The sequence below is a fragment of the Nonomuraea sp. NPDC004354 genome (assembly GCF_053602555.1).
Window position 1 is genome coordinate 330,436 of record NZ_JBSGDV010000003.1, and the last position, 25,934, is coordinate 356,369.

Annotated in this window: 24 protein-coding genes; 12 read left to right on the forward strand and 12 right to left on the reverse strand. The window is 72.6% G+C overall.

The window, feature by feature from the left end; all coding sequences use genetic code 11:
- Positions 1–80: 80 nt before the first annotated feature.
- The 3 genes from ureA to ACWENQ_RS12255 are packed head-to-tail and all read left to right on the forward strand — an operon-like array spanning position 81 to position 3,446.
- Complete coding sequence (gene ureA, locus ACWENQ_RS12245) at positions 81–758, forward strand: urease subunit gamma (RefSeq protein WP_354904206.1); 678 nt, start codon at positions 81–83, stop codon at positions 756–758.
- Positions 759–2,393 (forward strand): urease subunit alpha, encoded by a 1,635-nt coding sequence (locus ACWENQ_RS12250; protein WP_449924133.1) that lies wholly within the window; start codon positions 759–761, stop codon positions 2,391–2,393.
- 15 nt (positions 2,394–2,408) lie between these two features.
- On the forward strand, positions 2,409–3,446 hold the full coding sequence (locus ACWENQ_RS12255; RefSeq protein WP_452414117.1) for an agmatine deiminase family protein: 1,038 nt from the start codon (positions 2,409–2,411) through the stop codon (positions 3,444–3,446).
- 20 nt (positions 3,447–3,466) lie between these two features.
- On the opposite strand, the gene ACWENQ_RS12260 is transcribed toward ACWENQ_RS12255, so the two are convergent.
- From ACWENQ_RS12260 to pdxR, 3 genes are read right to left on the reverse strand one after another with little or no spacing between them, the layout of a single operon-like run.
- Positions 3,467–4,039: a TetR/AcrR family transcriptional regulator gene (locus ACWENQ_RS12260; RefSeq protein WP_354904214.1), complete on the reverse strand. Its 573-nt coding sequence runs from the start codon at positions 4,037–4,039 to the stop codon at positions 3,467–3,469.
- 56 nt (positions 4,040–4,095) lie between these two features.
- On the reverse strand, positions 4,096–4,893 hold the full coding sequence (locus ACWENQ_RS12265; RefSeq protein ID WP_449924141.1) for an ArsR/SmtB family transcription factor: 798 nt from the start codon (positions 4,891–4,893) through the stop codon (positions 4,096–4,098).
- Positions 4,894–4,926: 33 nt separating this feature from the next.
- Positions 4,927–6,399, reverse strand: coding sequence for a MocR-like pyridoxine biosynthesis transcription factor PdxR (gene pdxR / locus ACWENQ_RS12270; protein WP_452414119.1), 1,473 nt, complete (start codon positions 6,397–6,399; stop codon positions 4,927–4,929).
- A 28-nt stretch (positions 6,400–6,427) separates the two neighbouring features.
- Between pdxR and ACWENQ_RS12275 the strand changes: the two genes are divergently transcribed.
- Positions 6,428–7,024, forward strand: coding sequence for a LysE family translocator (locus ACWENQ_RS12275; RefSeq protein WP_449924147.1), 597 nt, complete (start codon positions 6,428–6,430; stop codon positions 7,022–7,024).
- Between the two features lie 8 nt (positions 7,025–7,032).
- Positions 7,033–7,698 (forward strand): B3/B4 domain-containing protein, encoded by a 666-nt coding sequence (locus ACWENQ_RS12280; RefSeq protein ID WP_452414121.1) that lies wholly within the window; start codon positions 7,033–7,035, stop codon positions 7,696–7,698.
- Positions 7,699–7,732: 34 nt separating this feature from the next.
- Here the strand turns inward: ACWENQ_RS12280 and ACWENQ_RS12285 are convergent, their stop codons facing one another.
- The gene (locus ACWENQ_RS12285) at positions 7,733–8,494 is read right to left on the reverse strand and encodes an SRPBCC family protein (RefSeq protein ID WP_449924152.1); all 762 of its coding nucleotides are present in this window, start codon (positions 8,492–8,494) and stop codon (positions 7,733–7,735) included.
- Between the two features lie 61 nt (positions 8,495–8,555).
- Between ACWENQ_RS12285 and ACWENQ_RS12290 the strand changes: the two genes are divergently transcribed.
- The 4 genes from ACWENQ_RS12290 to ACWENQ_RS12305 all read left to right on the forward strand — a co-directional run bounded on the left by ACWENQ_RS12290 (position 8,556) and on the right by ACWENQ_RS12305 (position 12,636).
- On the forward strand, positions 8,556–8,765 hold the full coding sequence (locus tag ACWENQ_RS12290) for a hypothetical protein (RefSeq protein ID WP_452414122.1): 210 nt from the start codon (positions 8,556–8,558) through the stop codon (positions 8,763–8,765).
- Between the two features lie 231 nt (positions 8,766–8,996).
- Positions 8,997–10,337 carry a cytochrome ubiquinol oxidase subunit I gene (locus tag ACWENQ_RS12295; protein ID WP_452414124.1) on the forward strand — a complete coding sequence of 447 codons (1,341 nt, stop codon included), beginning with the start codon at positions 8,997–8,999 and terminating at the stop codon, positions 10,335–10,337.
- A gap of 10 nt (positions 10,338–10,347) precedes the next feature.
- A complete protein-coding gene (gene cydB / locus ACWENQ_RS12300) occupies positions 10,348–11,298 on the forward strand; it encodes a cytochrome d ubiquinol oxidase subunit II (protein WP_452414126.1) in 951 nt (316 codons plus the stop codon).
- A gap of 105 nt (positions 11,299–11,403) precedes the next feature.
- Positions 11,404–12,636, forward strand: a complete 1,233-nt coding sequence (locus ACWENQ_RS12305) for an MFS transporter (RefSeq protein ID WP_452414127.1) — start codon at positions 11,404–11,406, stop codon at positions 12,634–12,636.
- Between the two features lie 62 nt (positions 12,637–12,698).
- Here the strand turns inward: ACWENQ_RS12305 and ACWENQ_RS12310 are convergent, their stop codons facing one another.
- From ACWENQ_RS12310 to ACWENQ_RS12345, 8 genes are all read right to left on the reverse strand, one after another.
- Positions 12,699–13,709, reverse strand: a complete 1,011-nt coding sequence (locus tag ACWENQ_RS12310; RefSeq protein ID WP_452414129.1) for a leucine-rich repeat domain-containing protein — start codon at positions 13,707–13,709, stop codon at positions 12,699–12,701.
- Positions 13,706–16,060 (reverse strand): aerobic carbon-monoxide dehydrogenase large subunit, encoded by a 2,355-nt coding sequence (gene cutA, locus ACWENQ_RS12315; protein WP_452414130.1) that lies wholly within the window; start codon positions 16,058–16,060, stop codon positions 13,706–13,708. The genes ACWENQ_RS12310 and cutA overlap by 4 nt, the downstream gene beginning before the upstream one ends.
- A complete protein-coding gene (locus ACWENQ_RS12320; protein WP_449924168.1) occupies positions 16,057–16,539 on the reverse strand; it encodes a (2Fe-2S)-binding protein in 483 nt (160 codons plus the stop codon). The genes cutA and ACWENQ_RS12320 overlap by 4 nt, the downstream gene beginning before the upstream one ends.
- Positions 16,529–17,392 carry an FAD binding domain-containing protein gene (locus ACWENQ_RS12325; protein WP_449924171.1) on the reverse strand — a complete coding sequence of 288 codons (864 nt, stop codon included), beginning with the start codon at positions 17,390–17,392 and terminating at the stop codon, positions 16,529–16,531. Before ACWENQ_RS12325 ends, ACWENQ_RS12320 begins: the two co-directional genes overlap by 11 nt.
- The gene (locus ACWENQ_RS12330; RefSeq protein WP_449924173.1) at positions 17,389–18,741 is read right to left on the reverse strand and encodes a uracil-xanthine permease family protein; all 1,353 of its coding nucleotides are present in this window, start codon (positions 18,739–18,741) and stop codon (positions 17,389–17,391) included. Before ACWENQ_RS12330 ends, ACWENQ_RS12325 begins: the two co-directional genes overlap by 4 nt.
- 208 nt (positions 18,742–18,949) lie before the next feature.
- Complete coding sequence (locus ACWENQ_RS12335; protein WP_354904248.1) at positions 18,950–20,260, reverse strand: uracil-xanthine permease family protein; 1,311 nt, start codon at positions 20,258–20,260, stop codon at positions 18,950–18,952.
- 81 nt (positions 20,261–20,341) lie between these two features.
- Positions 20,342–20,551, reverse strand: coding sequence for an RNA-binding S4 domain-containing protein (locus tag ACWENQ_RS12340; RefSeq protein WP_452414131.1), 210 nt, complete (start codon positions 20,549–20,551; stop codon positions 20,342–20,344).
- Positions 20,552–20,561: 10 nt separating this feature from the next.
- Positions 20,562–22,193, reverse strand: coding sequence for a PucR family transcriptional regulator (locus ACWENQ_RS12345; RefSeq protein ID WP_452414133.1), 1,632 nt, complete (start codon positions 22,191–22,193; stop codon positions 20,562–20,564).
- A gap of 110 nt (positions 22,194–22,303) precedes the next feature.
- Between ACWENQ_RS12345 and ACWENQ_RS12350 the strand changes: the two genes are divergently transcribed.
- The 3 genes from ACWENQ_RS12350 to ACWENQ_RS12360 are packed head-to-tail and all read left to right on the forward strand — an operon-like array spanning position 22,304 to position 25,892.
- A complete protein-coding gene (locus tag ACWENQ_RS12350) occupies positions 22,304–23,167 on the forward strand; it encodes a DUF2877 domain-containing protein (RefSeq protein WP_449924182.1) in 864 nt (287 codons plus the stop codon).
- The gene (locus ACWENQ_RS12355; protein WP_452414134.1) at positions 23,164–24,516 is read left to right on the forward strand and encodes an FdrA family protein; all 1,353 of its coding nucleotides are present in this window, start codon (positions 23,164–23,166) and stop codon (positions 24,514–24,516) included. The genes ACWENQ_RS12350 and ACWENQ_RS12355 overlap by 4 nt, the downstream gene beginning before the upstream one ends.
- Positions 24,513–25,892 carry a DUF1116 domain-containing protein gene (locus ACWENQ_RS12360; protein ID WP_452414135.1) on the forward strand — a complete coding sequence of 460 codons (1,380 nt, stop codon included), beginning with the start codon at positions 24,513–24,515 and terminating at the stop codon, positions 25,890–25,892. The genes ACWENQ_RS12355 and ACWENQ_RS12360 overlap by 4 nt, the downstream gene beginning before the upstream one ends.
- Positions 25,893–25,934: the final 42 nt, after the last annotated feature.

Sequence of the window (25,934 nt, forward strand, 5' to 3'; positions counted from 1 at the left end):
GATACGGTCACCCGCGTCAGCGGTTCCCACCTGCGAATGTTCCACTGTTGCCATCGGGCCATCGAAAGAAGGAGGCACTGGTGCGCTTGACGCCGACCGAGCGGGACCGGCTCCTGCTCTTCACCGCCGCGCAGCTGGCCCGCGCCAGGCGGGCCCGCGGCCTGCGCCTGAACGTCCCCGAGGCGACCGCGCTGATCGCCGACACGGTGTGCGAGGCGGCCAGGGACGGGGCCCGGCTGGCCGAGGCCATCGCCGCGGGCCAGAGCGTCCTGGGCCCCGACGACGTGCTGCCTGGGGTGGCCGACATCGTCACCCAGGTGACGGTCGAGGCCGTCTTCGACGACGGCAGCAGGCTGGCGGTGGTCACCGACCCGCTGGGCGGCGGCTCGCTCGGCGCCGCCGCGCCGGGAGCCGTCGTGTCCAGGTCCACGTGGGAGCTGCCGCCGGCGGCCGTGCGCCTCGAGGTGCTCAACACCGCCGAGGTGCCGGTCTCCGTCACCTCCCACTTCCATTTCTTCGAGGCCAACCCGCGCCTGCGCTTTCCCCGGGAGGAGGCGTACGGCATGCGGCTCAACGTGCCCGCGGGCGCGACCGTGCGCTTCGACCCCGGCTCGACGGTGGAGGTGGAGCTGGTCGCGATCGGCGGCGCCCGTACCGCGGTCGGGTTCGCGGGACTGGTCGACGGGCCGCTGGACGCGCCGGGCGCGAAGGAGGAGGCGCTGCGCCGGGCGCGCGCCTGCGGATACGAGGGGGCGTAGGTGGACGACTACATCGGGGTGCACGGGCCGCGCCAGGGCGACCTGGTACGGCTCGGCGACACGGGCCTGGTCGTCGAGGTGGAGCACGACTCGCAGGAGCCGGGAGAGGAGTTCCTGGCCGGGTTCGCCAAGACGGCCCGCGACGGCCTGCACCTGAAGGCCGCCGCCATCCGCGAGACCTGCGACCTGGTCATCAGCAACGTGCTGGTGATCGACGCGCTGCTGGGCGTCAGGAAGGTGTCGATCGGCGTGCGCGGGGGCCGCATCCACGCGATCGGCCGCGCCGGCAACCCCGACACGCTCGACGGCGTGGACGTGGTGGTCGGCACCGGCACCACGATCGTCTCGGGCGAGGGGCTGATCGCCACGGCGGGCGCCATCGACACGCACGTCCACCTGATGTCGCCGCGGATCATGGAGGCGTCGCTGGCGTCGGGCGTGACGACGATCATCGGCCAGGAGTTCGGCCCGGTGTGGGGGGTGGGCGTCAACTCGCCGTGGGCGCTGCGCAACGCCTTCGCCGCGTTCGACGCCTGGCCGGTGAACATCGGCTTCCTGGCCCGAGGCTCGTCGTCGGTGGCCGACCCGCTGGTGGAGGCGCTGGTCGAGGGCGGCGCGTGCGGGTTCAAGGTGCACGAGGACATGGGCGCGCACACCAGGGCGCTCGACACCGCGCTGCGGGTGGCCGAGGAGCACGACGTGCAGGTGGCCCTGCACACCGACGGGCTCAACGAGTGCCTGTCGGTGGAGGACACGCTGGCCGTCCTGGACGGCAGGACCATCCACGCCTTCCACATCGAGGGCTGCGGCGGCGGCCACGTCCCCAACGTGCTGCGCATGGCGGGCGTCGCCAACGTGATCGGCTCGTCCACCAACCCCACGCTGCCCTTCGGCCGCGACGCGCTGGGCGAGCACTACGACATGATCGTGGCGGCGCACGGGCTCAAGCCCGACCTGCCCAGCGACCAGATCATCGCCCGCGAGCGCATCAGGGCGGGCACGATGGGCGCCGAGAACGTGCTGCACGACCTCGGCGTCATCGGCATCACCTCCTCCGACGCGCAGGGCATGGGCCGCGCGGGCGAGACCGTCCGCCGTACCTTCCAGCTGGCCTCCAGGTTCTCCTCGGGCGAGCCGGACAACGCGCGCGTGCTGCGCTACATCGCCAAGCTGACGATCAACCCGGCGATCGCGCACGGGCTGTCGCACGAGGTCGGCTCGATCAGCGTCGGCAAGCTGGCCGACATCGTGCTGTGGGACCCGGCCTCGTTCGGCGCCAAGCCGTGGCTGGTGCTGAAGGCGGGCTTTCCCGCCTGGGGCGTCACCGGCGACCCGAACGCCTCCACCGACGGCTGCCAGCCGCTGGTGTACGGCCCGCAGTTCGGCGGGCACGGCGCCACCCCCGCCGAGCTGTCGGTCGCCTTCGTCAGCGGGGTGTCACAGACCCTGCCGACCAGGCGCCGCCAGGTGCCGGTGCGCGGCACGCGCGGGATCGGGCCCGCCTCGATGGTGCGCAACGACCGCCTGGGCGAGGTCAGGGTGGACCCCCGCACCGGGCAGGTCACGCTCGACGGCGAACTCGTCGGCGTCGAGCCCGCCACGTCGGTCCCGCTCAGCCGCCTGTACTTCCTCTAGCCCAAAGGACACGCCATGACTCCAGCCGCCGCCGGTTACCGGATGCCCGCCGAGTGGGAGCCGCACGCCCGCACGTGGATGGCCTTCCCCACCGCCAACCCGACCTTCACCGACCTCGAGGCCTCCCGCAGGGCGTGGGGCCAGGTGGCCGACACGATCGCCAGGTACGAGCCCGTGGTGATGGTCGCCAACACCGGGGAGAGCGCCGACGCCCGCTACTACCTCGACCCCGGCATCACCGTGGTCGAGCGGCCCATCGACGACGCGTGGCTGCGCGACAGCGGGCCGACCTTCCTGGTGGACGGCAAGGGCGGGCTCGCCACGGCGAACTGGGTCTTCAACGGCTGGGGTCAGCAGAGCTTCGCGCGCTGGGACAACGACTCCAAGGTGGGCACGCTCGTCTCGGAGATGGCCGAGGCGGTGCCGTACGCGTCGGAGATGGTCAACGAGGGCGGCGGCATCCACGTGGACGGCGAGGGGACGGTGCTGCTGACCGAGACGGTCCAGCTCGACCCGTTCCGCAACCCCGGCTGGACCCGCGAGCGGGTCGAGGCCGAGCTGAAGGCGTTCATCGGCGCCGAGAAGTGCCTGTGGATGCCGCGCGGCCTCACCGCCGACTACGGCCAGTACGGCACGCGCGGCCACATCGACGTCTTCGCCGCCTTCGCCCGCCCCGGCCTGGTGCTGGCGCACAGCCAGCCCGACCCGTCGCACCCCGACCACGAGGTGTGCCGCGAGAACATCGCCCTGCTGCGCTCGTTCACCGACGCCCGCGGCCGCGCCCTCGAGGTCGTCGAGGTGCCGGCGCCCACGGTGACCGAGGTGGACGGCGAGCCCGTCGACTACTCCTACATCAACCACTACCTGGCCAACGACGCCGTCGTGCTGTGCGCCTTCGACGACCCGCGCGACGAGGAGGCGGCCGCGCTGTTCGCCAAGGTGTTCCCCTCACGGGCGGTCGAGCTGGTGGACGCCAGGCAGATCTTCGCGGGCGGCGGCGGCATCCACTGCATCACCCAGCAGCAGCCCGCCGTCTCCCGCGCGCACGCCTAGCGGGGTCACGCCCAGCGGGGTCAGCCGGTCACGGCCAGCAGCCTCCGGAGAGCCCCGGTGAGCACCTCAGGGTCCTTGAGCGCGGGGTCGGCCAGCGCCGAGGGCATGCCGAGGCCGTCGAGCAGCGCGAGCACCTGGCTGGCCAGCAGGACGGGGTCGTCGCCGGCGGCGAAACTGCCGTCGGCGGCACCGTCGGCGATCACCTCGGCCAGCAGCCCGCGCCACGCCTCGTAGTCGCGCAGGAACTCCCCCCGCCATTCGGCGTCGCGCAGCGCCCACCGCCACGACTCCACCCAGACGCGCCAGCCGCCGCCCTCCTCGCCCGCCACGTGGCGGGCGATGTGCAGCAGCCGCTCCCAGGGGCTGCCCCGCAGCCCCTGCCTGGCCGTTTCGAGGTCGGTGGCCGCGGCGTGCCGGAAGGCGGCGACGAGCAGGTCCTCGCGGTTGCCGAAGTAGTACTGCAGGGTGCTGATCGGGACCCCCGACGCCTCGGCGACGTCGGCGAACCTGGTCGCCTCCGCGCCCCGCTCGGCGATCACCCGCGCGGCCCCCTCGAGCACGTCCTGCCTGCGCCGCCCGGCCCGTCTGCCCATGTCCCCCTATCTATCACGAGCCCGCACGGCGCGGGCACGCCCGCGGCGCGCGGCCGTCACTGGCCGGTGACGAGGCTGCCGCCCTCCAGGAACGTCTTCAGCGCCGACAGGATCATGATCCAGCCGCCGCTGACGCTGCCCAGCATCTTGCTGTCAGGGCTGTCGAAGCCGTCGTGGATGATCGTCAGCTTGACGCCCAAGACCTCCAGCTCGGCGGGCTCGATCTCGAAGGTCACCTTCGAGCGCTCCTTCACCGCCACGGCGAACGCCTCGTCGGAGTCGAACATCTCGCGGTGCATGGGCTGGAGCGTGTGCCAGGTGAACGACAGCCGCTTGCCCGGCTCGGCCTCCAGCACCCGCTGGCCCAGTTCCTGGAACTCGCCGTCGGGGAAGGACTTCCACCGCACCGGCGAGCCGATCTCCCAGGTGGACTCGGGCCCGGTGCCGCCCATGTAGACCTTGATGAGCTCGGGGTCGGTGAGGGCCTGGTAGAGCTTCTCCGGGGTGGTCTGGATGTAGATCACGTAGACGAACTCGGGCTTGTTCACAGGTGCCTCCAGCGATTGTTTGAGCCGGGCCAGCACGGACAGCCGCCCTCGTTCGTAGCGGCCGATCCAGCGGTCGGCGATCTCGTGGATGGGAACGGGGTTGAGGTAGTGCAGCTTCTCCCTGCCATGGCGCACGGTGCTGACCAGGTTGGCGGCCTCCAGCACCGCCAGGTGCTTGCTCACCGCCTGCCTGCTCATGCCGAGCCCCTGGGTCAGCTCGAGCAGCGTCTGCCCGTTGCGCTCGTTGAGGCGGTCGAGCAGCCTGCGGCGGCTCGTGTCGGCCAGCGCCTTGAACACCGCGTCCACACCCGCAGAATAGGCAACCATATGGTTGCCTGTCTACTCGCGCAGGAGGTCCCCCAGGATCGCCACGCCCTCACCGATCTCCGCGGCCGTCCGCGCGGCGTAGCCCAGCACCAGCCCGGGCCGGCCGGGACGCTGGGCGTGCCACGACAGCGGCTGCACCTTCACCCCGCGGGCCAGCGCCGCCGCGGCCAGCTCCGTGTCGGCGGGCCCCGCCTCGTAGGTGACCGTCAGGTGCAGGCCGGCGGCCGCCCCGTGCACCACCGCCCCCGGCAGGTGCGCGGCGATCGCCTCGACCATGGCGTCCCTGCGCCGCCGGTGACGGGTGCGCACCAGGCGCAGGTGGCGTTCCATTGCCCCGCCGTCCATGAGGGCGGCCAGCACCAGCTGCGGCAGGACGGCGTTGCCGAGGTCGGCGAACCGCTTGGCCTCGACCAGCGCTTCCCGGTATCGCGCGGGCGCCAGCAGCCAGCCCAGGCGCAGGGCGGGGGCGAGCAGCTTGGAGACGCTTCCGGCGTAGCAGACCTGCTCGGCCAGCACCGAGCGGACGGCGGGCACCGGGGCGCGGTCGTAGCGGTGCTCGGCGTCGTAGTCGTCCTCGACGATCAGGCCGCCCGCCCTCGCCCAGGCGGCCAGCGCCCGTCGCCGCCGCCCGGCGAGCACCACGCCGGTGGGGAACTGGTGAGCCGGGGTCAGCAGGACGGCGGGCGAGCCGAGCGCGCGCAGCTCGTCCACCCGCACGCCCTCGGCGTCGACGGTGACGGGCGGGGTGCGCACGCCCGCCGCGTTGAGGTGCTGGCGGGCGCCGAGCGAGCCCGGCTCCTCCACCGCCACCTCGTCGATCCCATCGCCGCCGAGCACGCGGGCCAGCAGGCCGAGCGCCTGGGCGGTCCCCGACACGATCAGGACGTCGCCGGGGTCGGCGCCGATCCCCCTGGTGCGCGCCAGCCAGTGGGCGACGGCCGTGCGCAGGGCGGGCGCGCCCCTGGGATCTCCGTAGCCGAGGTCGGCGGCCGACAGGTGGGCCAGCACCGCCCGCTCGGCCCTCAGCCAGGCCGCGCGGGGAAAGGCGGCCAGGTCGGGCAGGCCGGGCGACAGGTCGACGCGGGCGGGGGCGGCGCGCAGCGCGTCGAAGACGTCGGCCGCCGGCTCGCCCGCGAACGGCCCGCCCGCCGGGGCCAGGCGTGGCGGGCCGGGAGCGGGAGGCGTCGCGGGGACGGCGACGACGACCGTTCCGGCCCTGCCGCGGCCCGCCACGTGACCCTCCTCCCGCAGCCGCTGATAGGCCTCGGTGACCACGCCCCGCGAGACGCCCAGCTCGCCCGCCAGCACCCGGGTCGGTGGCAGCCTGCCGCCGACCGGCAGCCGGCCGTCGGCCATGGCCAGCCTGAGCCGCCCGGCCAGCCAGTCGGACAGCCCGCCCGGCGGCGCGTCGCCGGCATCCAGTTGCAGGAAATCGGAGCCGACGGTTATGGACCTGTCAAAGCCGCCCTCTTTGGACCTGTTCATCAGGCCATTGTGGCGGCAGGGTGGACGGGTGAGTTTCGCGTTCTTGCTGACCACGCTCGTCGTGGTGGCCACACCGGGCACCGGCGTCGTCTACACGCTGTCGGCGGGTCTGTCCCACGGACGGGGGGCGAGCGTCGTGGCCGCGCTCGGCTGCACGCTCGGCATCGTGCCGCACCTGCTGGCCACGGTCACCGGGCTCGCCGCGCTGCTGCACGCCAGCCCGGCGGCCTTCCAGGTGCTGAAGTATCTCGGCGTGGCCTACCTGCTGTTCATGGCCTGGCACGCGCTGCGCGACAGGGGCGCGGTCGCCGTGGACGAGGCGGCCGCCCCGCGCTCGGCGACCAGGACGATCGTCTCCGGCGTCCTGATCAACATACTCAACCCGAAGCTGACCATGTTCTTCCTCGCGTTCCTGCCGCAGTTCGCCACCTCGGGCGCGCAGATGCTGTGGCTGGGCGGGGTGTTCATGCTGGTCACGTTCGTCGTGTTCGCCGCGTACGGCGTGTGCGCCGCCTCGGTGCGCGACCAGGTGACCTCGCGGCCGAGGGTGATGGCCTGGATGGGGCGGGTCTTCGCCGCCTCCTTCGTCGCTCTCGGCGTCCGACTCGCCTTCGCCGACCTCTAGGGATCCTCATGCGTTTCCAGCACTCACCGTCGGTCTGGTCCGACTTCCCCGAGCTCGCGGTGGGAGTGGTCCGCGCCGACGGCATCACGCCCGACGCCGCGCCCGACCTGGACAGGTTCACCGCCGCCGCCAAGGAACGGCTCGCCTCGGGCACCGAGGCCGATCTTCCCGAGATCCAGGCGTGGCGCCGTGCCTTCTCCCGGATGGGGCTGAAGCCGACCCAGTACCGGTGCGCCTCGGAGTCGCTGCTGCGGCGCTTCCGGCGGGAGGGAGCGCTGCCGCGCCTCCACCCGCTGATCGACCTGTGCAACGCGATCTCGCTGGCCTACGCCATCCCCGTCGGGGTCTTCGATCTCGCCCGCGTCGCGGGCGACCTGGAGGTCCGCTACGCCGCCGGCGACGAGAGCTACCTCACCTTCGGCGGCGAGGTGGAGCGGCCCGAACCCGGCGAGGTGATCTTCGCCGACGCCGAGGGGCGGGCGCACGCGCGCCGCTGGTCCAACCGGCAGAGCGGCCACTCCGCCGTCAGGGACGGCACGAGCGCCGTCCTGATCGTCGCCGAGGCGATGCACGCCACGGCGCGCGCCGACCTCGAGGACCTGACCGCGGTGCTGGCCGGGGAACTGCGCCGCCTCTGGCCGGCCGACCCCCGGACCTCGATCAGGAGCCACTAGCGCCCCCGGCTCAGCGGCTCAGCGACTCAGTGGCTCAGCGGCGGCCCGCGCGGCCCAGGACCCAGCCGATGGCGGCGCTGCCCAGGGCGATGCCCGCGCCCATGCCGAAGGCGGCCAGCATGACCCACGGCCGGGTCTGCGCCTGCTCCTTCACCGGCTGCGGCCGTTCGAAGACCTGTCCCGTGGCCGCGGGTGCCGGAGCGGGTGTGAGAGCGGGCGCCGGAGCGGGCGCGGCGGGCGAGCCGCCCCGCTGGCGCGGCAGGTCGAGGGCGGCCGCCGGCACGGCAGGGACCGGATGGCCGGGCGCGGCCGCCGATCCGGCGAGGGCGGCCTGACCCGCCGCCGCGTGGACCGGCACCCCGGCGACCAGGTGGGATTCGACGGCGCTGAAGAACTCGCCCGCCGTGCGCTTGGCGACCGAGCCCAGCATGCGCTGGCCCACCCCGCCGATCATGCCGCCGACCACGGCCTCGGCGTCGTAGTCGACGCGCGTGCCGCCCTCGACCTCGGCCAGCCGTACCTCCACGGTGGCGTCGACGGTGCCGGGCGCGCCCTGCCCGCGCGCCCGCAGCACGAAACGCTCGGGCGGCAGCGGCTCCGACAGCGCCACCTCCCCCTGGTAGACGCCCTTGATCGAGGCGACGCCGGCACTGACCGTCATCCGGTAGGTGCCGGGGCCCGTCTCCTCCAGGCGCTCACAGCCCGGGATGGTGCGCACCAGCACCGCCGGGTCCTGGAGCGCGGCCCACACACGATCTCTGCCGATGCCGAGCACCGCACTGCCTGCGACCTTCACACAGGCCACTCTAGGCAGCCCCGCGCCCCTTCCTCATGGCAACTCACGCCGAGAATGGCACATGATCCATGGCAGGATGGGGCCCACGGTCGCGGGGCGACCGGCGGCGACGCGCCTGGTGCGCGCGCCGGCCGGGATCGCGGCCGGCGAGGTCGCGCCGACCCCCACCGGGTCGTCGCTCGATCGCACGCCACGCGCGGTGGTCCTCCCGACCGTCGACGACGACAATCCCGACGCATGCCCCCGGGCGGCGCTCCGCCGGGCGGCGTAGGGGAGGATCAGCCGCACGGGTGACGCGCGGCACCGCCCCGACCGGCCATTGTTGACCTCGGAGGGGGAACTCCAGGGGGCTCTCGAGGGGTGCGAGGTGTGCGGCCTCGCACCCCTCGAGTCATGTCTGTGACAAAGATCGCAGCGCTCCCCCGTCGCATTGCTCTACAAGCCGTAGTACTACTTCTAGTAGAACTACAGCTCGTAGAGCTCCAAGCCCGCTGAGGGGAAGATGGACGCGCTTGACCTGGCACGGTGGCAGTTCGGGGTGACCACCGTCTACCACTTTCTGTTCGTACCGTTGACGATCGGGCTCGGCGTCTTCGTCGCCGGACTCCAGACCGCCTGGCACCGCACCGGCAAGGAGCACTACCTGCGCCTGACGAAGTTCTTCGGGAAGCTGTTTTTGATCAACTTCGCGATGGGCGTGGTGACGGGCATCGTGCAGGAGTTCCAGTTCGGGATGAACTGGAGCGAGTACTCCGTGTTCGTGGGCGACGTGTTCGGCGCCCCCCTGGCCCTGGAGGCGCTGGTCGCCTTCTTCATGGAGTCGACGTTCCTCGGCCTGTGGATCTTCGGCTGGGACAAGCTGCCGAAGCGAGTCCATCTGGCGACCATCTGGGCGGCGGTGATCGGCTCGAACATCTCCGCCTACTTCATCCTCGCCGCCAACGCGTGGATGAAGCACCCCGTGGGATACGAGGTGGTCGACGGCAAGGCCAGGATGACCGACCTGTGGGCCGTGCTGACCAACTCCACCGCCCTCGCCCAGGTGCCGCACGTGGTCGCGGCCAGCTTCATCGTCGCCGGCGGGTTCGTGCTGGCGGTCAGCGGCTACCGGCTGCTCAAGGGCGACACGACCTTCCGCGGCCCGCTGCGCGGCGCCCTGGTCATGACCGCGATCGCCGGGGCCGTGGTCGCCGGCACCGGCGACATGTCGGCCAAGCTGATGTACGAGCAGCAGCCGATGAAGCTGGCCGCCGCCGAGGGCCTGACGCACGACACCAAGGGCGCGCCGTTCCACGTCGTGCCGGGCATCGAGATCCCCAAGCTGCTCAGCTTCCTGTCGGCCGGCGACACCGAGGCCGTCGTCCAGGGCACCGAGGACGTCCAGCGCCGCCTGGAGCAGCGGTTCGGCCCCGGCGACTACCGCCCGGACCAGCAGATCGTCTTCTGGTCCTACCGGGTGATGCTCGGCTTCGGCCTGTCGACCGTGGGCCTGTCGCTGCTCGGCCTGTGGCTGACCCGCAGGCGCCGGCAGGTGCCGTCCTGGTACGCCAGGGCGCTGGTGCTGGCGCTCCCGCTGCCGCTGCTCGCGATCATCGCCGGATGGCTGCTCAGCGAGATCGGGCGGCAGCCGTGGACGGTCGCGGGCGAGCTGCTGACCGCCTCCAGCGTCTCGCCCGGCGTGTCGCTGGCCGAGGTGGCCACGTCGCTGACGCTGTTCACCCTCGTGTACGGCCTGCTGGCGGTGGCCGAAGGCGTCCTGCTGGTCAGGAACGTCAAGAAGGGTCCCGAACCGCTTCCCGCGCCGGTCCGCGAACCGGTGCGCGAGCCGTCGCTGATGTACTGAGGAGAGCACCGTGATCGATCTGTGGTTCGTCATCATCGCCTTCCTCTGGACCGGCTACTTCGTCCTCGAGGGCTTCGACTTCGGGGTGGGCATGCTGTCGCCGTTCCTCGGCCGCAACGAGGGGCAGCGCAAGCAGATCCTGCAGACCATCGGCCCGGTGTGGGACGGCAACGAGGTCTGGCTGATCACCGCCGTGGGCGCGATGTTCGCCGCCTTCCCCGCTTGGTACGCGGGCCTGCTCAGCACCTTCTACCTGCCGCTGACGCTGGTCCTGGTCGGGCTGATCGTGCGCGGGGTCGCGCTGGAGTGGCGCGGCAAGCTGGAGCACGCCGCCGACCGGGCCTGGGCCGACGCGGGCATCCTGGCCGGCAGCGCGCTGCCCGCCTTCCTGTGGGGCGCCGTCTTCGCCGACGTGCTGCTGGACAGCGGCGTGGCCGCGCTGATCGGCGGCGCCTTCTCCCTGGCGGTCACCGTGCTGCACGGCGCGGTGTTCCTGGCGCTCAAGACCGAGGGCCGGGTACGGCAGCGCGCCCGCGCCGTCGCGACGGGCGCCACCGTCGCCGTCATCCCGCTGGCGATCGTGGCCCTGTCGTCCATCCCCGGCGAGGGCGACCCGGCGGTGTGGGTCGCCGCGGTGAGCGCGATGGCGCTGCTGGCCGCGGGCGGCTCGCTGATCTGGCGGCGCAGGGAGGGCTGGGCGTTCGCCGCCACGGCGGGAGCGATCGTCCTGACCTCCGTCGCGGTGTTCGGGATGCTGGCGCAGCGGCCCCTGCCCGGGCTGACCCTGGCCGAGGCCGCGTCCGGCCCCTACACGCTGGGCGTGCTGACGTGGATCGGCCTGGCGGTCCTGCCGTTCGTGCTGGGCTACCAGGGCTGGACGTACTGGGTGTTCAGGAAGCGGATCGCAGCCCCCGGGCGCGCTACCCGGGTGGAGGGCGCCCCGGCGGGTATCGGCCACTAGGCCGCCGCGCCCCGCACGGCGGCCGATACCGCGGCGCCGGTGGCCCACGTCCGCCGACCGGACCGGGCGGGGGGCCGGCCCGCGCGGTCTGGTTGGATACCGCAGATGGGTCTCTTACGGCATCGCGGTTTCCTCCTGCTGTTCGGCGCGGACACCATCAGCCAGGTCGGCACGCAGGTCAGCATGGTGGCGCTGCCGCTGGTGGCGGTCGTGGCGCTGCGCGCCACGCCGTTCGAGATGGGGTTGCTGGTCGCGGCGGAGACCGCGGCGTTCCTGCTCATCGGGCTGCCGGCCGGGGTGTGGGTGGACCGGCTGCGCCGCCGGCCGATCCTGATCACAGGCGACCTGGCGCGGGCGGCCCTGCTGGCCTCGGTGCCGGTGGCGTGGTGGCTGGGCGTGCTGTCGATGCCGCAGCTGTACGTGGTGGGCCTGTGCGTCAGCGTGGCGACGGTCTTCTTCGACGTCGCCTACCAGAGCTATCTGCCGTCGCTGGTCGAGCGCGACCGGATCGTCGAGGGCAACGCCAAGCTGGAGATCGTCCGTTCGGGCGCGCAGGTGGCCGGTCCCGGGGCGGCCGGATGGCTGGTGCATCTCGTCACGGCGCCGGTGGCGATCCTGGTCGACGCGGTCAGCTTCCTGCTGTCGGGACTGCTGCTGGCGGGCATCAAGGGCGACAGGGACACCCCTGCCCGTGACGAGCGGCGCGGCCTGGTGAGGGAGATCGGCGAGGGCCTGGCGTTCGTGCTGCGGCACCCGATCCTGCGGATGATCGCCGCCTGTACGGCCTCGGCCAACCTGGCCAACGCCATGAACAACGCGCTCGCCGTGCTCTTCCTCATCAACGTCGTCGGCGTCAGCCCGGGCGTGATGGGGTTGCTGTTCTCGGCCGCGGGCGTGGGCGGTCTGGCGGGCGCGGCGCTGGTGGGCCCGGTGTCGAGGTGGGCGGGCTCGGCCCGGACGATCTGGCTGTCGGCCCTGCTCACCTCGCCGTTCATGCTGCTGGTGCCGCTCGCGGCGCAGGGGTGGCGGCTGGGCCTGTACGTGCTCGCCTGGTTCGTGGTCAGCGCCGGCATCGTGGTCTACAACGTGTCGCAGCTCAGCTTCCGCCAGGCGATCACCCCCGATCATCTGCTGGGCAGGATGAACGCGACCATGCGCTTCATCGTGTGGGGCACGCTGCCGCTGGGGGCGCTCATCGGCGGTGTGCTCGGCGAGCGCCTGGGCGTGGTGGCGGCGCTGTGGATCGCCTGCGCGCTGACGCCGCTGTCGGTCATCCCACTGCTGCTGTCGCCGCTGCGGACGATGCGCGACCTGCCGCAGGAGCCGTCCGGCCGCTGATCAGCTCCTGACGCGGTGGTCCTTCAGGTGCGGGTCGCCGCCGAGCCCTCGGCCCGCGCCGTTCAGCGCAGCACGACGCAGCCGCGCGCCTGCAGGTCGCGCAGGACGGCGGTGCCGCCGTCGAGCTTGTTCCACCGCAGGTCCAGCTTCTCCAGCGCGGGCAGCTCGCCCAGCCAGGACGGCACCGCGCGCAGCCGGTTGTTGCGCAGGTCGAGGTGCGTCAGCGCGGCCAGGTTCCCGAGGAAGGGGATCTCGGGGAGATGGTTGTCGCGCAGGTCGAGCAGGCGCAGCCCGGCCGGCAGCGCGGGCAGCCGGGTCAGCCGGTTGCCCCGCAGGTGCAGCTCGCGCAGCTCGCCCAGGCCGCCGACCGTCCCGGGCAGCGTGGCCAGCCTGTTGCCTGACAGCCGCAGCTCCTTGAGCGCCGCCATCCCGCCGATCGTGTCAGGAAGCTCGGCGATGGCGTTGTCGGCCAGGTTGAGGTAGGCCAGGCGGGTCAGCTTGCCCAGCGTCTCGGGCACCGAGGTGAAGGCGTTGTCGCCGAGGTAGAGGTAGTCGGTCAGGTCGAGCTCGCCGATGGCCGGCGGGATCTCGCGCAGCTCGTTGTGGGCCAGGTCCAGCATCCGGAGGCGGCCCAGGCCGCCGATCGCCTCCGGCAGGCGGGTGAGCCGGTTCTCGGCGAGGTTGAGTGATTCGAGACGCTCCAGGCGCCACACCGCGGCGGGCACCTCCGTCAGCCGGTTGCCGCCGGCCGCCAGGTGTCTGAGCGGGCCGAGCTCGGCGGGCAGGCTCGTCAGGGCGTTGCCGTACACGAACAGGGTCTCCAGCGCCGGCGGGCACGCGGGCAGCCGGGTCAGCCGGTTGCCGTCGACGTGCAGCGCCCTGAGCGAGGACGGCAGCGCGGGCAGCGAGGCGAGCCGGTTGCCGTCGAGCCGCAGCTCCTCCAGCAGTGCCAGCTCGCCCACCCGGGCGGGCAGCTCGGTCAGCGCGTTCCAGGCCAGGTCGATCAGCCGGACGTCGGCGGGCACGGCGGGCAGCTCGGTCAGGCCCGCCGCGGGTGCTCGTAGTTCGCTCACCCGCCGGATCTTAGATGGAACAGCTCCGACGGCGAGATCGGCATCCGGTCGACGGCCAGTCCTTCGGCGTCCTCGACCGCACTGGCGATCACCGCGGCAACCGGGATGACACCTGCCTCGCCTGCGCCCTTGATGCCCAGCGGGTTGAGCGGGGAGGGCGTCTCGAGATGGTCGGTCTCGATGCGCGGGATCTCCGTGGCGTACGGCATGAGGAAGTCCATGAAGGAGGCGTTGAGCAGCTGGCCGTGCGAGTCGTAGACCATCCGCTCGTACAGCGCGCCGCCCACGCCCTGGGCGACGCCGCCGTGGATCTGGCCCTCGACGATCATCGGGTTGATGAGCCTGCCGCAGTCGTGGACGACGGCGTAGCGCAGGATGCGGATCTCGGCGGTGTCCTTGTCGGTCTCGACGATCGCGGCGTGCATGCCGGCGGCGAAGGTGGAGCGCAGCGGCGAGTAGTAGTCGCGGCCCTCCAGCCCCGGCTCGTCGCCCTCGGCGACGGGCGGCTTGTCGAAGGAGCCGGTGCCGGAGAACTGCGTCGCCTTGGCGGTCTCGGCGTCGAAGGAGTAGCGCAGCGGGTTGGACAGCACCGCCACCGTCGACAGCGGGATGGCGGCCGTCGGGGCGCCCACGACGTGGACGACGCCGTCGGTGATCTCCAGGTCGCGCGGGTCGGCCTCCAGCGCGTCGGCCGCGATGCGCAGCGCCTTCTCGCGCACCCTCCGGCAGGCCAGGGCGATGGCGTTGCCGCTCATGACGGCCGCCCGGGAGGCGAAGGTGCCCACGGCGTACCCGAACCTGCGGGTGTCGCCGGTGACCACGGACACCCGCTCGATCGGCACGCCGAGCTCGGTGGCGGCGATCTGCGCGAACACCGTCTCGTGGCCCTGCCCCTGCGAGGTGAGGCCGGTCGAGACGTGCACGCGCCCGTCGGAGGTGACCTGCACGTGCCCGCCTTCGTACGGCCCCACGCCGGTGCCCTCGACGTAGCAGCCGACGCCGATGCCGAGGCCCGGCCGCCTCTCGAAGTCGTCCCAGCCGATGAGCCGCTTCAGCATGGCGAGCATGGCGGGGTAGTCGCCGCTGTCGTAGATCAGCGGCCGGCCGTCCTGGAAGATCATGCCCTGGTCGTAGGGGAAGTCCTCGGGCTGGATGAAGTTGGCCGAGCGCACCTCGGTGCGGTCCTTGCCGAGGTACTGGGCGATCTTGTCCATCGTCCGCTCCATGCAGAACACGCCCTGCGGGCGGCCCGCGCCCCGGTACGGCGTGACCTGCACGGTGTTGGTGTAGATCGAGCTGAACGCGACCCGGTAGGCGCCGATCTTGTAGGGGCCGAGCAGCTGCGTCGAGGTGATGATCGGCACGATGATCCCGTACGGCGTGTAGGCGCCGTGGTCGTGCAGGATCGTCACGTCCAGGCCGAGCACCCGGCCCTCGTCGTCGAAGCCGACCCGCACGTGCTGGACCTGGCCGCGCTCGTGCGCCGAGGAGATGAAGTGCTCGCGCCGGTCCTCGGTCCACTTCAGCTCGCGGCCCAGCAGCATCGCCGCCCAGGGCACCAGGATCTCCTCGGGCCACGGGTGCACGATCTTCACGCCGAAGCCGCCGCCGACGTCGGGCGCGATCACCTCGACGTGCGGCAGGGGCAGGCCGAGCTTGGCGGCGATCGCCATCCGCACGCTGGTGGAGGTCTGGGTGGAGGAGTGGACGCGCAGGTCGGTGCCGTCCCAGCGGGCGTGGACGCCGCGGCCCTCCAGCGGGATGCTGGCACTGCGCTCGATGTCGAGCCGGAAGGCGAGGGTGTGCGGCGCGGCCTCGATCGCCTCGCGGGCGCTCCTCCCCTCCCTGGAGGGCACCTCCTGCACGAGGTGCGCGCCGATGTTGCCGGGCACGTCGTCGTGGACGAGGGCGGCGCCCTGGGCCGCCTCCTCGATGCCGACGACCGGCTTGAGCAGCTCGTAGTGGACGTGGATGCGGGCGCAGGCGTCCTCGGCCAGGTAGCGGTCCTCGGCGACGACCATGACGACGGGCTCGCCGACGTGCCGGACGAACTCCTTGGCCAGCGGGTAGGCGGTGCGGCCGTGGGTGAGCGCGGGGTGCGGGATGAGCAGCGGCAGCGGCTCGGCGACGCGGCCCGGCAGGTCCTCCCAGGTGTAGACGGCGACCAGGCCCTCGACGTCGAGCGCGCCGGAGACGTCGATGTCGAGGATGCGGGCGTGCGCGTGCGGGGAGCGGACGAAGGCGACGGCCAGGGCGTCGCGGCCCAGGTCGTCGAGGAAGCGGCCCTGCCCGGTCAGCAGGCGGGGGTCCTCCTTGCGCTGGATCCGCTCTCCGAACAGCCGCGTCGTCATCTGCTCTCCTCCTCCGCGATCAGCTCGGCCGCCCGGTGGACGGACTTGACGATGTTCTGGTAGCCGGTGCACCTGCACAGGTTCCCGGAGATCCCGTCCACGATCTCCTCGTCGGTGGGCGAAGGGTTCTCCTCCAGCAGCGCGGTGACCGTGCAGAGGAACCCCGGGGTGCAGAAGCCGCACTGCAGCCCGTGGCACTCGGCGAAGGCGCGCTGCACGGGCGACAGCCCGTCGGGCCCGGCCAGGCCCTCGACGGTGGTGATCCGCCTGCCGTCGACGGTGACCGCGAAGGTCAGGCACGAGCGCACCGGCTCGCCGTCGAGCAGCACCGTGCAGCAGCCGCACACCCCGTGCTCGCAGCCCACGTGGGTGCCGGTCAGCCCGAGGTCGTGGCGCAGGCAGTCGGACAGCAGGCGGCGCGCGGGCACGCTGACCCGCCGGGTGACGCCGTTGACGACCAGCGTGATGTCATGCCGCATTTCTCGCCGCCTCCGTCAGTGCCCGCACGGCCAGCACCCCGACCAGGTGCCTGCGGTACTCGGCGGTCGCGTGGATGTCCGCCTCCGGTTCGGTCCCGTCCTGTACGGCACGCGCCACGCCCGCCCAGTCGACGGTCGAGGCGGGACGGTGCTCGCACTCCTCGCTCACGTCGGCCACCATCGGGACGGGCCCGACGCCGACGCAGGCGACCTTCGCGGTGGCCACCCGCAGGTCGTCGTCGAGCCGGACGAAGGCGGCGACGCCGGCCAGCGCGTAGTCGCCGTGCCGCCTGGCCACCTCGACGAAGGCCGTGCCGGCCCGTTCGGGCAGCGCGGGGAAGTAGGCCGAGACGGCCAGCTCGCCCGCTTCCAGGGCCGATTCGAGCGGCCCGGTGAAGAACTCGCTCGCCGGCACGTCGCGTACGGCGTCGACGCGGGCCAGCCGTACCGTGCCCTCGAGCAGCGCCAGGACGGCGGGCAGCTCGGCGGCGGGGTCGGCGTGCACCAGGCTGCCGACGACGGTGCCGCGGTTGCGGATCACCGGGTGCGCGACCAGCTTGAGCGCCTGGCGCAGCAGCGGCTGCGCCCGCGCGACCTCGGCCGAGCGCTCGATCTGGGAATGGCGGGCCAGCGCGCCGACGCGCACGCCCGCCCCCTCGATCCCGAAGGGTTCGAGGGCGGCGACGCGGTTGATGTCGACCAGCTGCTCGGGCGCGGCCAGGCGCATGTTGAGCAGCGGGATCAGGCTCTGGCCCCCGGCCAGCACCTTGCCGTGCGCCCCCGCCTCGGCCAGGACCGCCATGGCCTCGTCGAGGTCGCGTGGGGCGTGGTAGACGAACGGGGCCGGCTTCACCCGGTGTGCTCCCTCGCCGGTGTCCGGCCCGCTATCACGCGCAGCAGGTGATAGCCGCCCACCACCACGATGGTGCCGAGCGCGATGCCCTCCAGGGTGAAGTCGCTGGTGATCATGTGTTTGACCGGTCCGATCGCCATGATGATGCCCGCCCCGATGGGGACCATGTTGACGGGGTCGGAGAAGTCGACCCTGTTCTCGACCCAGATCTTGGCGCCGAGAAGGCCGATCATGCCGTAGAGGATCACGGTGACGCCGCCCAGCACGCCGCCCGGCGTGGCGGCCACCAGCGCGCCGAACTTCGGGCACAGCCCGAACAGGATGGCGATGATGCCGGCGATGTAGTAGGCGGCGGTGGAGTAGACGCGGGTGGCGGCCATGACGCCGATGTTCTCGGCGTAGGTGGTGGTGGGCGAGCCGCCGACCGCGCTGGTGACCATCGTGCCGATGCCGTCGGCGGCGACCGCGCGGCCCATGTAGGGGTCGACGTCGGCGCCGGTCATCTGGCCGACCGCCTTGACGTGGCCGATGTTCTCGGCGATCAGCGCGATCACCGCGGGCAGCACCAGCAGGGAGGCCGAGAACCTGATGTCGGGCAGGTGCATGTTGGGCAGCCCGATCCAGGGGGCGTCGGCGATGGCGCTCAGGTTGAGCCGGGGATGGGTGTCGATCTTGCTGGTGGCGGCGTTGAAGGCGGTGATGTCGCCGAAGATCCGGTCGGCCGCCCAGGACAGCACGAACCCCGCGATCAGCCCGATGAGGATGCCGATGCGGCCGATGAACCCCTTGAAGGCGACGATCACCACGAAGGTGATCACCATCGTGATCATCGCGATCCACTGGTCCTGCGGCCAGTAGACGTCGGCGACGACGAACGCCAGCCCGAAGCCGATCAGCATGACCACCGCGCCGGTGACCACCGGCGGGAAGATCTTGTGGATGATCTCCACGCCCAGCACGTGGATCGCCACGCCCGCGAGGAACAGCACGAACCCGGCGACGAGGATGGCGCCGGTCACGATGGCGTCGACGGCCGGCGTGTCGCCGCCGAAGGCCGCCCTGATGGCCAGCACGCCGCCGACGAAGGAGGCGCTGGTGCCGAGGTAGCTGGGGATCTTCCCCTTGACGATCAGCAGGAAGAGGATCGTCGCGACGCCGGACATCATGATCGCGACGTTCGGGTCGAGGCCCATGACCAGCGGGAACACGAACGTCGCGCCGAACATCGCGATCACGTGCTGCGCGCCGAACCCCACCATGCGGGGCCAGGAGAGGCGCTCGTCAGGCTTGACGACCTCTCCGGGGCCCAGATGCTTGCCGTCTCCGTGTTTGGTCCAACCCAAAACCATGAGAGCCCCTCTGTTTCGCGCTCCATCGGTTCGGTGGCCGCCCCGCAGGCCGTTGCGGGCACATTAGGACGTCTCCGGCGGGCGTTCACCGGCATGATCTGCCAACGTTCCGGATCTCGTACGGCAAGCCGGGTCATGCGCCGCCGGTGACCGACCGCTACCGCACGCCGTACCCCGCGGCACAGACCCCCACCCCCGACCAGGGCGGTCAGTTCCTGTTGACGGCGCGCAGCGCGTGGTAGCCGGCCAGCACGACGACGGTGCCGAGGGCGATGCCGCTGAGGGCGAAGGTGCCGGTCACGGGGAAGGCCACGGGCCCGATCGCGCAGATGACGCCGGCGCCGACCGGCACCAGGTTGACCGGGTCGTCGAGGTCGACCTTGTTCTCGATCCAGATCTTGGCGCCGAGCAGGCCGATCATGCCGTACAGGATGGTCGTCACGCCGCCGAGCACGCCGCCGGGCGTGGCGGCGACCAGCGCGCCGAACTTCGGGCACAGCCCGAACAGGATCGCGATCACCGCCGCGACGTAGTAGGCGGCCGTGGAGTAGACCCTGGTCGCCGCCATGACGCCGATGTTCTCCGCGTAGGTGGTGGTGGCCGGGCCGCCGACCGCGGTCGAGACCACCGTGCCGACGCCGTCGGCCATGACCGCCCGCCCCAGGTAGGGGTCGACGTCGGTGCCGGTCATCTCGCCGACCGCCTTGACGTGGCCGACGTTCTCGGCGATCAGCGCGATGACCACCGGCAGCACCAGCACGATCGCCGACACCTCGAACACGGGGCCGTGCAGCGTCGGCAGCCCGATCCAGTCGGCCGCGGCGACCTGGTCGAAGCTCACCCTGAAGTGCTCGGTGACCTTCCCGTCGCCGCCTGGCGAGGTGATCGGCCCGCCCACGCGGTCCCACACCCAGGACAGGACGAACCCGAAGACCAGCCCGAGCAGCACGCCGATCCGGCCGAGGAAGCCGCGCAGGACGCCGACGAACACGAACGTGGCGATCATCGTGATGAGGGCCACCCACGGGTCCTGCGGCCAGTAGACGTCGGCCGCCACGTAGGCCATGCCGAACCCGATCAGCATGACCACCCCGCCGGTGACGACCGGGGGGAAGACCCTGTTGATGATCCGCACGCCCAGCAGGTGGATCGCCAGGCCCGCCAGCCCGAGCACCACGCCGACGGCCAGCAGCGCGCCGGTCACGGTGCCGTCGCCGCCGCCGGCGGCCCTGATGGCCACCACCGCGCCGACGAACGACGCGCTCGAGCCGACGTAGCTCGGGATCCTCCCCTTCACGATCAGCAGGAAGAGGATCGTCGCGACCCCCGACATCATGACGGCGAGGTTCGCGTCCAGGCCCATGACCAGCGGGAACACGAACGTCGCGCCGAACATCGCGATCACGTGCTGCGCGCCGAACCCCACCATGCGCGGCCACGTCAGACGCTCGCCCGGCCTGACCACCTCACCGGCCGCCGGCGCCTTCCCCTCGCCGTGCAGCTTCCATCCCAATGCCATCGGACCACTTCCCAACCTGCGGTTACGTCTCCTACGTGATGTCGGAGAGAACCTTAGAGGCAGTGGGAAGCCGGGCGGTCATCAGGCGACGTGGATGCTGAACCCCTCGCCGGTGACCACCTGACCGGGCCTGATCTTGCGGGTCTTGCGGAGCTCCACCTCTCCGTCGACCAGCACCATGCCCTCGGCGATCAGGTGCTTGGCCATCCCGCCGGTCTCGGTGACGCCGCAGTACTTCAGCAGGTCGCACAGCGGGATGTAGTCGGAGTTGAGCTCGAAGTCCAGATCCACGCACCCCAGCCTAGATGCCCCGCATGCGCAGCACGTGCAGGGCCAGGGTCAGGTTGAGGCGCAGGTGGGGGTCCTCGGTGAAGTTGCCGAGGAGGCGTTCGAGCTTGCCGATGCGGTAGCGCAGCGTGTTGTAGTGGAAGTGCAGCCGCCTGGCCGTCTCGGCGACGTTCAGGTTCGTCTCCAGCAGCACCTGCAGCGTCCTGCGCAGGTCGGCGTTGTCGCTGTCGTCGTCGGTGGCCAGCGCTCCGAGCGTCTCGCGCACGAAGGCGTGCAGCTCGGCGGTGTCGTTGACCAGCGACAGCAGCCGGTAGACGCCGAGCTGGTCGAAGTGCGCGATCGCGCCGGGGCCGTGCAGCTGGCGGCCGACCCTGGCGGCCTTCAGCGCCTGGCCGTAGGCCTCGGGCAGGCTGTCGGCGCCTGGGCAGGTACGGCTGGTGCCGGTGGAGAAGGTCCCGGCGGAGATGGCGTCGGCGAAGGACGTGGCCGCGTCCCTGGCCACCCGCGCGCTGTCCACGGCGGCGTCGACGACGGCGACCACCTCGTGGGAGAAGCCGGCGACCGCGCCGTTCGGGTCGTGCCGGCGCATGGCGGAGGTCCACGAGGTGACCAGGCGGTCCTGCGCGGTGCGCTCGTCGCCTTCCGGGTCGAGCTCGGCGACCAGGACGGTCACGGGGCGTTCGAGGTCCCAGCCGAAGGCCCGCGACCGGTTGGCGATCCGCTCGGCCGAGCCCGCCCTGCCGGTCAGGACGTCGCGCAGGAAGTCGGCGCGGTACTTGCTCTCGACCGCGTTGACCGCGTCCTGCCGGGTGATGACGAGCGCGGCGACGGTGGCGGCACGTTCCAGGATGCCGATGTCGCTGTCGCGGATCACGCCCGCGGGGCTGTGGGCGAGGATCCTGCCGTGGTGGTGGCCACCCGCCACGACAGGGACGGAGGCGTAGTGGCCGCTGCGGCCCGTGGGATCGGCGCCCCTGGCACGGCCCCCCGGATCGTCCCCGGTACGGCCCGCGGGGTCGGACAGCCGGCGCAGGGCGGCCACGTGCTCGGGCGGCCCCGCGGCGGCCAGCAGCCTGCCCGCGCAGTCGACGGCGACCACGGCCACGTCCAGCAGCCCCGCGACCTCGGCGGTGACCTCGCCGAGGCCGCCGCCGGCCAGCACCACCTGCACCAGCGCCCGGTGCGCCTCCTCCGCGCGGACGAGCACGGCCGCCTGCCGGTTGAGGATGTCGGTGAGCACCTGGTTGAGGATGTCGTCGAAGCCGACGTCGTCGGGCAGCAGGATCAGCGGGAAGCCGAGCCTGTCGGCCTGGGCGACCATCTCGTCGGGCAGCTCGTCCAGGTAGCGGCCGAGCTTGATGGCCAGCGCGGCCAGGCCGCGCTCGTCGAGGTCGGCGACCAGGCGGTCGAGCGACTGGGGGGTGTTGCGCAGCGGGTAGCCGGTGGTGAGCAGCAACTCGTGCGGCTTGACCCAGGCCAGGACGTCGGGGACCTCCATCACGTTGAGCCGCTGGACGATCCGGTCGAGGCCCGCCTTCCCCGCGATCAGTCTGGCCTTCGCCAGCGTGGAGACGCCCAGCACCTCGCCCACCGAAACGCCGTGGATGATCGTTCCGGTGCTGGCCAGGCGGACAGGTGGCTCCATGAGGCGATTGTTACCGATGACCCTGTGTGTCAGGAAGAGCCAACCTTTTGATGGAGTGTTGGCACATTTCTCCGTACGGAGGTGTGGGGGGCCGCTCTACCGTCGGGTCCATGACGCTCGGCACGCAGAGACGGGTCCAGCCGCGCATCCACCTCACCGGGGCGGCCAGCGCGGCCGTGCGCCCTGTGCTGGAGTCGGCCAGGATGCCCGCCCGCGTGCTGGCGACGGTGCCGGTGGGGGTGTACCTGGAGGTGCGGACCCAGCTGGAGCCCTCGGTGATCGCGATGGTGACCGGCGAGGCGACCAGGCTGCCGAACGCGGTGGTGCTGGCCGGCGAGCTGCCCCGGGTGAGCGTGGGCGACGAGGCGGTCGTGGGTGACGGGGTCATCGAGGTCGGCCGCTACCGGGTGAAGGCGCGGCGCTGGTGGGATCCGGCGCCTCCGCTGCCGCCCGTGGAGCTCGCACGGCTGGCCGGGGCCGTACCCGCGATGTCGCCGCAGACGGCCAGAAGACCCGGGCTGGAGGGCAACGCCGCCATCTCCCAGCTGGCGGCCGGCTGCGCGCAGGCGTCGCTGGTGCGCGCGGTCACCGCGGCCGAGCAGCTGGTGGGGCTCGGCCCCGGCCTCACGCCGAGCGGCGACGACGTGCTGGCCGGCCTGCTGGTGGCGCTGCGCCACCTGGGCGCGGCCGCGCGGGTCGGGCGGGCGGTGTGGCTGGCCGACTGGCTGGCCGCCGCCGTCACCTTCGACGCCGGCACCCGTACCACGCCGATCTCGGCGACCCTCCTGCACTGCGCCGCCAGAGGCGAGGCCAGCCCCGAGGTGACGGGCGTCCTGCGCGGCATCGCCGGCCTGCAGCCGCTCGAGCCCGCGCTGAGGCGGCTGCTGCGCCTGGGCCACACCTCGGGCGCCGATCTGGCCCAGGGCGTGCGCATCGGTCTGGACGCGGTGCTGGCCCTCGGAGCGGCCCCATGAACACCCTGGTGAAACTGGTCGCCGGCGTCTACCACGACTCGGTGAGCCTGATGCGGGTCAGCCAGTCGCTGTCGGCCATGCCGGGCGTGGACGTGGCCGTCATCGCGATGGCCACACCCCTCAACCTCGACCTGGCCAGGGAGCTGGGCTTCGAGGTTCCCGCCGCCGCGCCGGCCGCGGCCGAGCTGCTGGTGGCGATCAGGGCCCAGGACGTGGCGGCCGCGTCAGGCGAGCTCGACCGCCTGCTGACGGAGCTGTCGGGCCGCTTGCCCGCCCACGCCTCCGACGTCCCGCCGCGCACGACCCGCTCGGCGATCAGGGCGGGCGCGGCCGACCTCGTGCTGGTCTCGGTGCCGGGCGAGCACGCCTTCGCCGAGGCGCTCGACGCCGTCGAGGCCGGCGTACCGGTGATGATCTTCAGCGACAACGTGCCGGCGGAGCAGGAGGTGCTGCTCAAGCGGCTGGCCGAGGAGCGCGGCGGGCTGGTCATGGGTCCCGACTGCGGCACCGCGGTGATCGGCGGGGCGGGGCTCGGATTCGCCAACGTGCTGCGCCCCGGGCCCGTCGGCGTCGTGGCCGCCTCCGGCACCGGGGCCCAGCAGGTGACCTCCCTGCTCGATCTGGCGGGCGTGGGCGTCAGCCACGTGCTCGGGGTGGGCAGCCGGGACCTGTCGGCCCAGGTGGGCGGGCTGTCGGCGATGCGGGCGCTGCGCCGGCTGGACGACGATCCGGCCACCGAGCTGATCGTGCTCATCTCCAAACCGCCCGCGCCCGAGGTGGCGCGGGCCGTCCAGGAGGTCGTGGAGAAGCTGCGCACGCCCGTCGTCCAGGCGCTGCTGGGCACCTCGGGCGGCGACCTCACCTCGGCCGCGGAGAGCGCGCTGGAGGCGCTCGGCCGCACGCCGCCCGCCTGGCCGTCCTGGAGCAGACCGGTCGCCCGCGGCCCGGTGAGGGGCCTGTACTCCGGCGGCACGCTGTGCACCGAGGCGTCGCTGATCACGCCCGGCGGCTTCGTCGACTACGGCGACGACGTCTTCACGCGGGGCAGGGCGCACCCGATGATCGACCCGACGCTCAGGCTGGAAGCCCTCACCAAGGTGCGGCCCGGTGAGGTGGCGCTGATGGACGTGGTGCTCGGCCACGGCGCCGACCCCGACCCGGCGCTGCGGCTCGCCCCGGCGATCGAGGCCGCGGCGGGCAGGGGCGTCCAGGTGGTGGTCGCCCTGGTCGGCACCGAGAACGACCCGCAGGGGCTGCTCCGCCAGGCCGCCGCGCTGCACGAGGCGGGCGCGTCGGTCTTCACCTCCAACGCCCACGCCGCCCGGCACGCCGCAGGGAGCGACACGTGAGCCTGCTGCCCGTCGACCCGCACGTCGTCACCGTCGGCGCCGACCTGCTCGGCCAGGCGCTGGACGCCCAGGCCGTGCCCAGGACCGCCGTCGACTGGCGGCCGCCGCTGCCCGGCACCGCCGACGCGCTGGCCAGGGTGCTGGCCGACCCGCGCAGGGCCGCCGCCAACGAGGCGGCCGTCGCCCGCCTGCTGAGCGCCCGCCCCCAGCTGGTCGACGTACGGCCGGCCGCCGACGCGCTGGGCCTGCCCCGCGGGACCTTCCTGCACGCGGGGCCGCCCATCACCTGGGAGCGCGCCTCGGGCCCGCTGCGCGGCGCGCTGATCGGCGCGATGCTCCTGGAGGGCCTGGCCGCCACGGTCGAGGAGGCCGAGCGCAGCCTCGCGGCCGGCGAGGTCACCCTCGACTCCTGCCACCACCACCGCACGGTCGGCCCGATGGCGGGCGTGGTCAGCCCGTCGATGTGGCTGTTCGAGGTGCGTGACGCCGAGCACGGCGGCACCGCCTACTGCTCCCTCAACGAGGGCCTGGGCAAGGTGCTCCGCTACGGCGCCTACGGCCCCGAGGTGCTCGACCGGCTGCGCTGGATGGGCGAGGTGCTCGGCCCCGCCCTGCGCGACGCGCTGCGGATCAGCGGCCCCGTCGACCTGCGCGCGATGATCGCGCAGGCGCTGCAGATGGGCGACGAGCTGCACAACCGCAACCGCGCCGCCACCTCGCTGTTCCTGCGCGAGCTGGCGCCCGCGCTGGTCGAGGCGGCCCCCGCGCGCGCCGCCGAGGTGCTGCGCTTCGCCGCCGGCAACGACCACTTCTTCCTCAACCCGGCCATGGCCGCCGGCAAGGTCAGCACCGACGCCGCCCGCGGCGTGCCCGGCTCGTCGCTGGTGGTGGCCATGGCCCGCAACGGCACCGACTTCGGCGTGCAGGTCTCCGGGCTGGGCGACCGCTGGTTCACCGGGCCCGCGGGCGTCCCCGACGGCCTCTACCTCGGCGCGTACGGCCCCGACGACGCCAACCCCGACATCGGCGACTCGACGATCACCGAGACCTCGGGCCTGGGCGGCTTCGCCATGGCCGCGGCGCCCGCCATCGTCAGGTTCGTCGGCGGCGAGGTGGGCGACGCGATCACGGCCACCCGCTCGATGTACGAGATCACGCTCGCCGAGCATCCCGCCTACCAGATCCCCGGGCTCGGCTTCCGCGGCACGCCCGTCGGCATCGACGTGGTCCTGGTGGCCAGGACCGGGCTGCTGCCCGTCGTCAACACCGGTATCGCCGGCAAGGTCGCGGGAACGGGACAGGTCGGCGCGGGGCTGGTGAACCCGCCCGCCGAAGCCTTCATTGCCGCGCTCAACGCACTCGCATTCGATAAGTGATCAATTAGCAGTTTCCGTATTCTCGCTGGTCACCCGCCCATT

Coding starts and splice junctions, on each gene's coding strand:
- ACWENQ_RS12255 (WP_452414117.1), top strand. CDS start 2,409: ATGACTCCAGCCGCCGCCGGTTACCGGATGCCCGCCGAGTGGGAGCCG.
- ACWENQ_RS12260 (WP_354904214.1), bottom strand. CDS start 4,039: ATGGGCAGACGGGCCGGGCGGCGCAGGCAGGACGTGCTCGAGGGGGCC.
- pdxR (WP_452414119.1), bottom strand. CDS start 6,399: ATGAACAGGTCCAAAGAGGGCGGCTTTGACAGGTCCATAACCGTCGGC.
- ACWENQ_RS12280 (WP_452414121.1), top strand. CDS start 7,033: ATGCGTTTCCAGCACTCACCGTCGGTCTGGTCCGACTTCCCCGAGCTC.
- ACWENQ_RS12290 (WP_452414122.1), top strand. CDS start 8,556: ATGATCCATGGCAGGATGGGGCCCACGGTCGCGGGGCGACCGGCGGCG.
- ACWENQ_RS12295 (WP_452414124.1), top strand. CDS start 8,997: ATGGACGCGCTTGACCTGGCACGGTGGCAGTTCGGGGTGACCACCGTC.
- ACWENQ_RS12305 (WP_452414127.1), top strand. CDS start 11,404: ATGGGTCTCTTACGGCATCGCGGTTTCCTCCTGCTGTTCGGCGCGGAC.
- cutA (WP_452414130.1), bottom strand. CDS start 16,060: ATGACGACGCGGCTGTTCGGAGAGCGGATCCAGCGCAAGGAGGACCCC.
- ACWENQ_RS12320 (WP_449924168.1), bottom strand. CDS start 16,539: ATGCGGCATGACATCACGCTGGTCGTCAACGGCGTCACCCGGCGGGTC.
- ACWENQ_RS12330 (WP_449924173.1), bottom strand. CDS start 18,741: ATGGTTTTGGGTTGGACCAAACACGGAGACGGCAAGCATCTGGGCCCC.
- ACWENQ_RS12335 (WP_354904248.1), bottom strand. CDS start 20,260: ATGGCATTGGGATGGAAGCTGCACGGCGAGGGGAAGGCGCCGGCGGCC.
- ACWENQ_RS12345 (WP_452414133.1), bottom strand. CDS start 22,193: ATGGAGCCACCTGTCCGCCTGGCCAGCACCGGAACGATCATCCACGGC.
- ACWENQ_RS12350 (WP_449924182.1), top strand. CDS start 22,304: ATGACGCTCGGCACGCAGAGACGGGTCCAGCCGCGCATCCACCTCACC.
- ACWENQ_RS12355 (WP_452414134.1), top strand. CDS start 23,164: ATGAACACCCTGGTGAAACTGGTCGCCGGCGTCTACCACGACTCGGTG.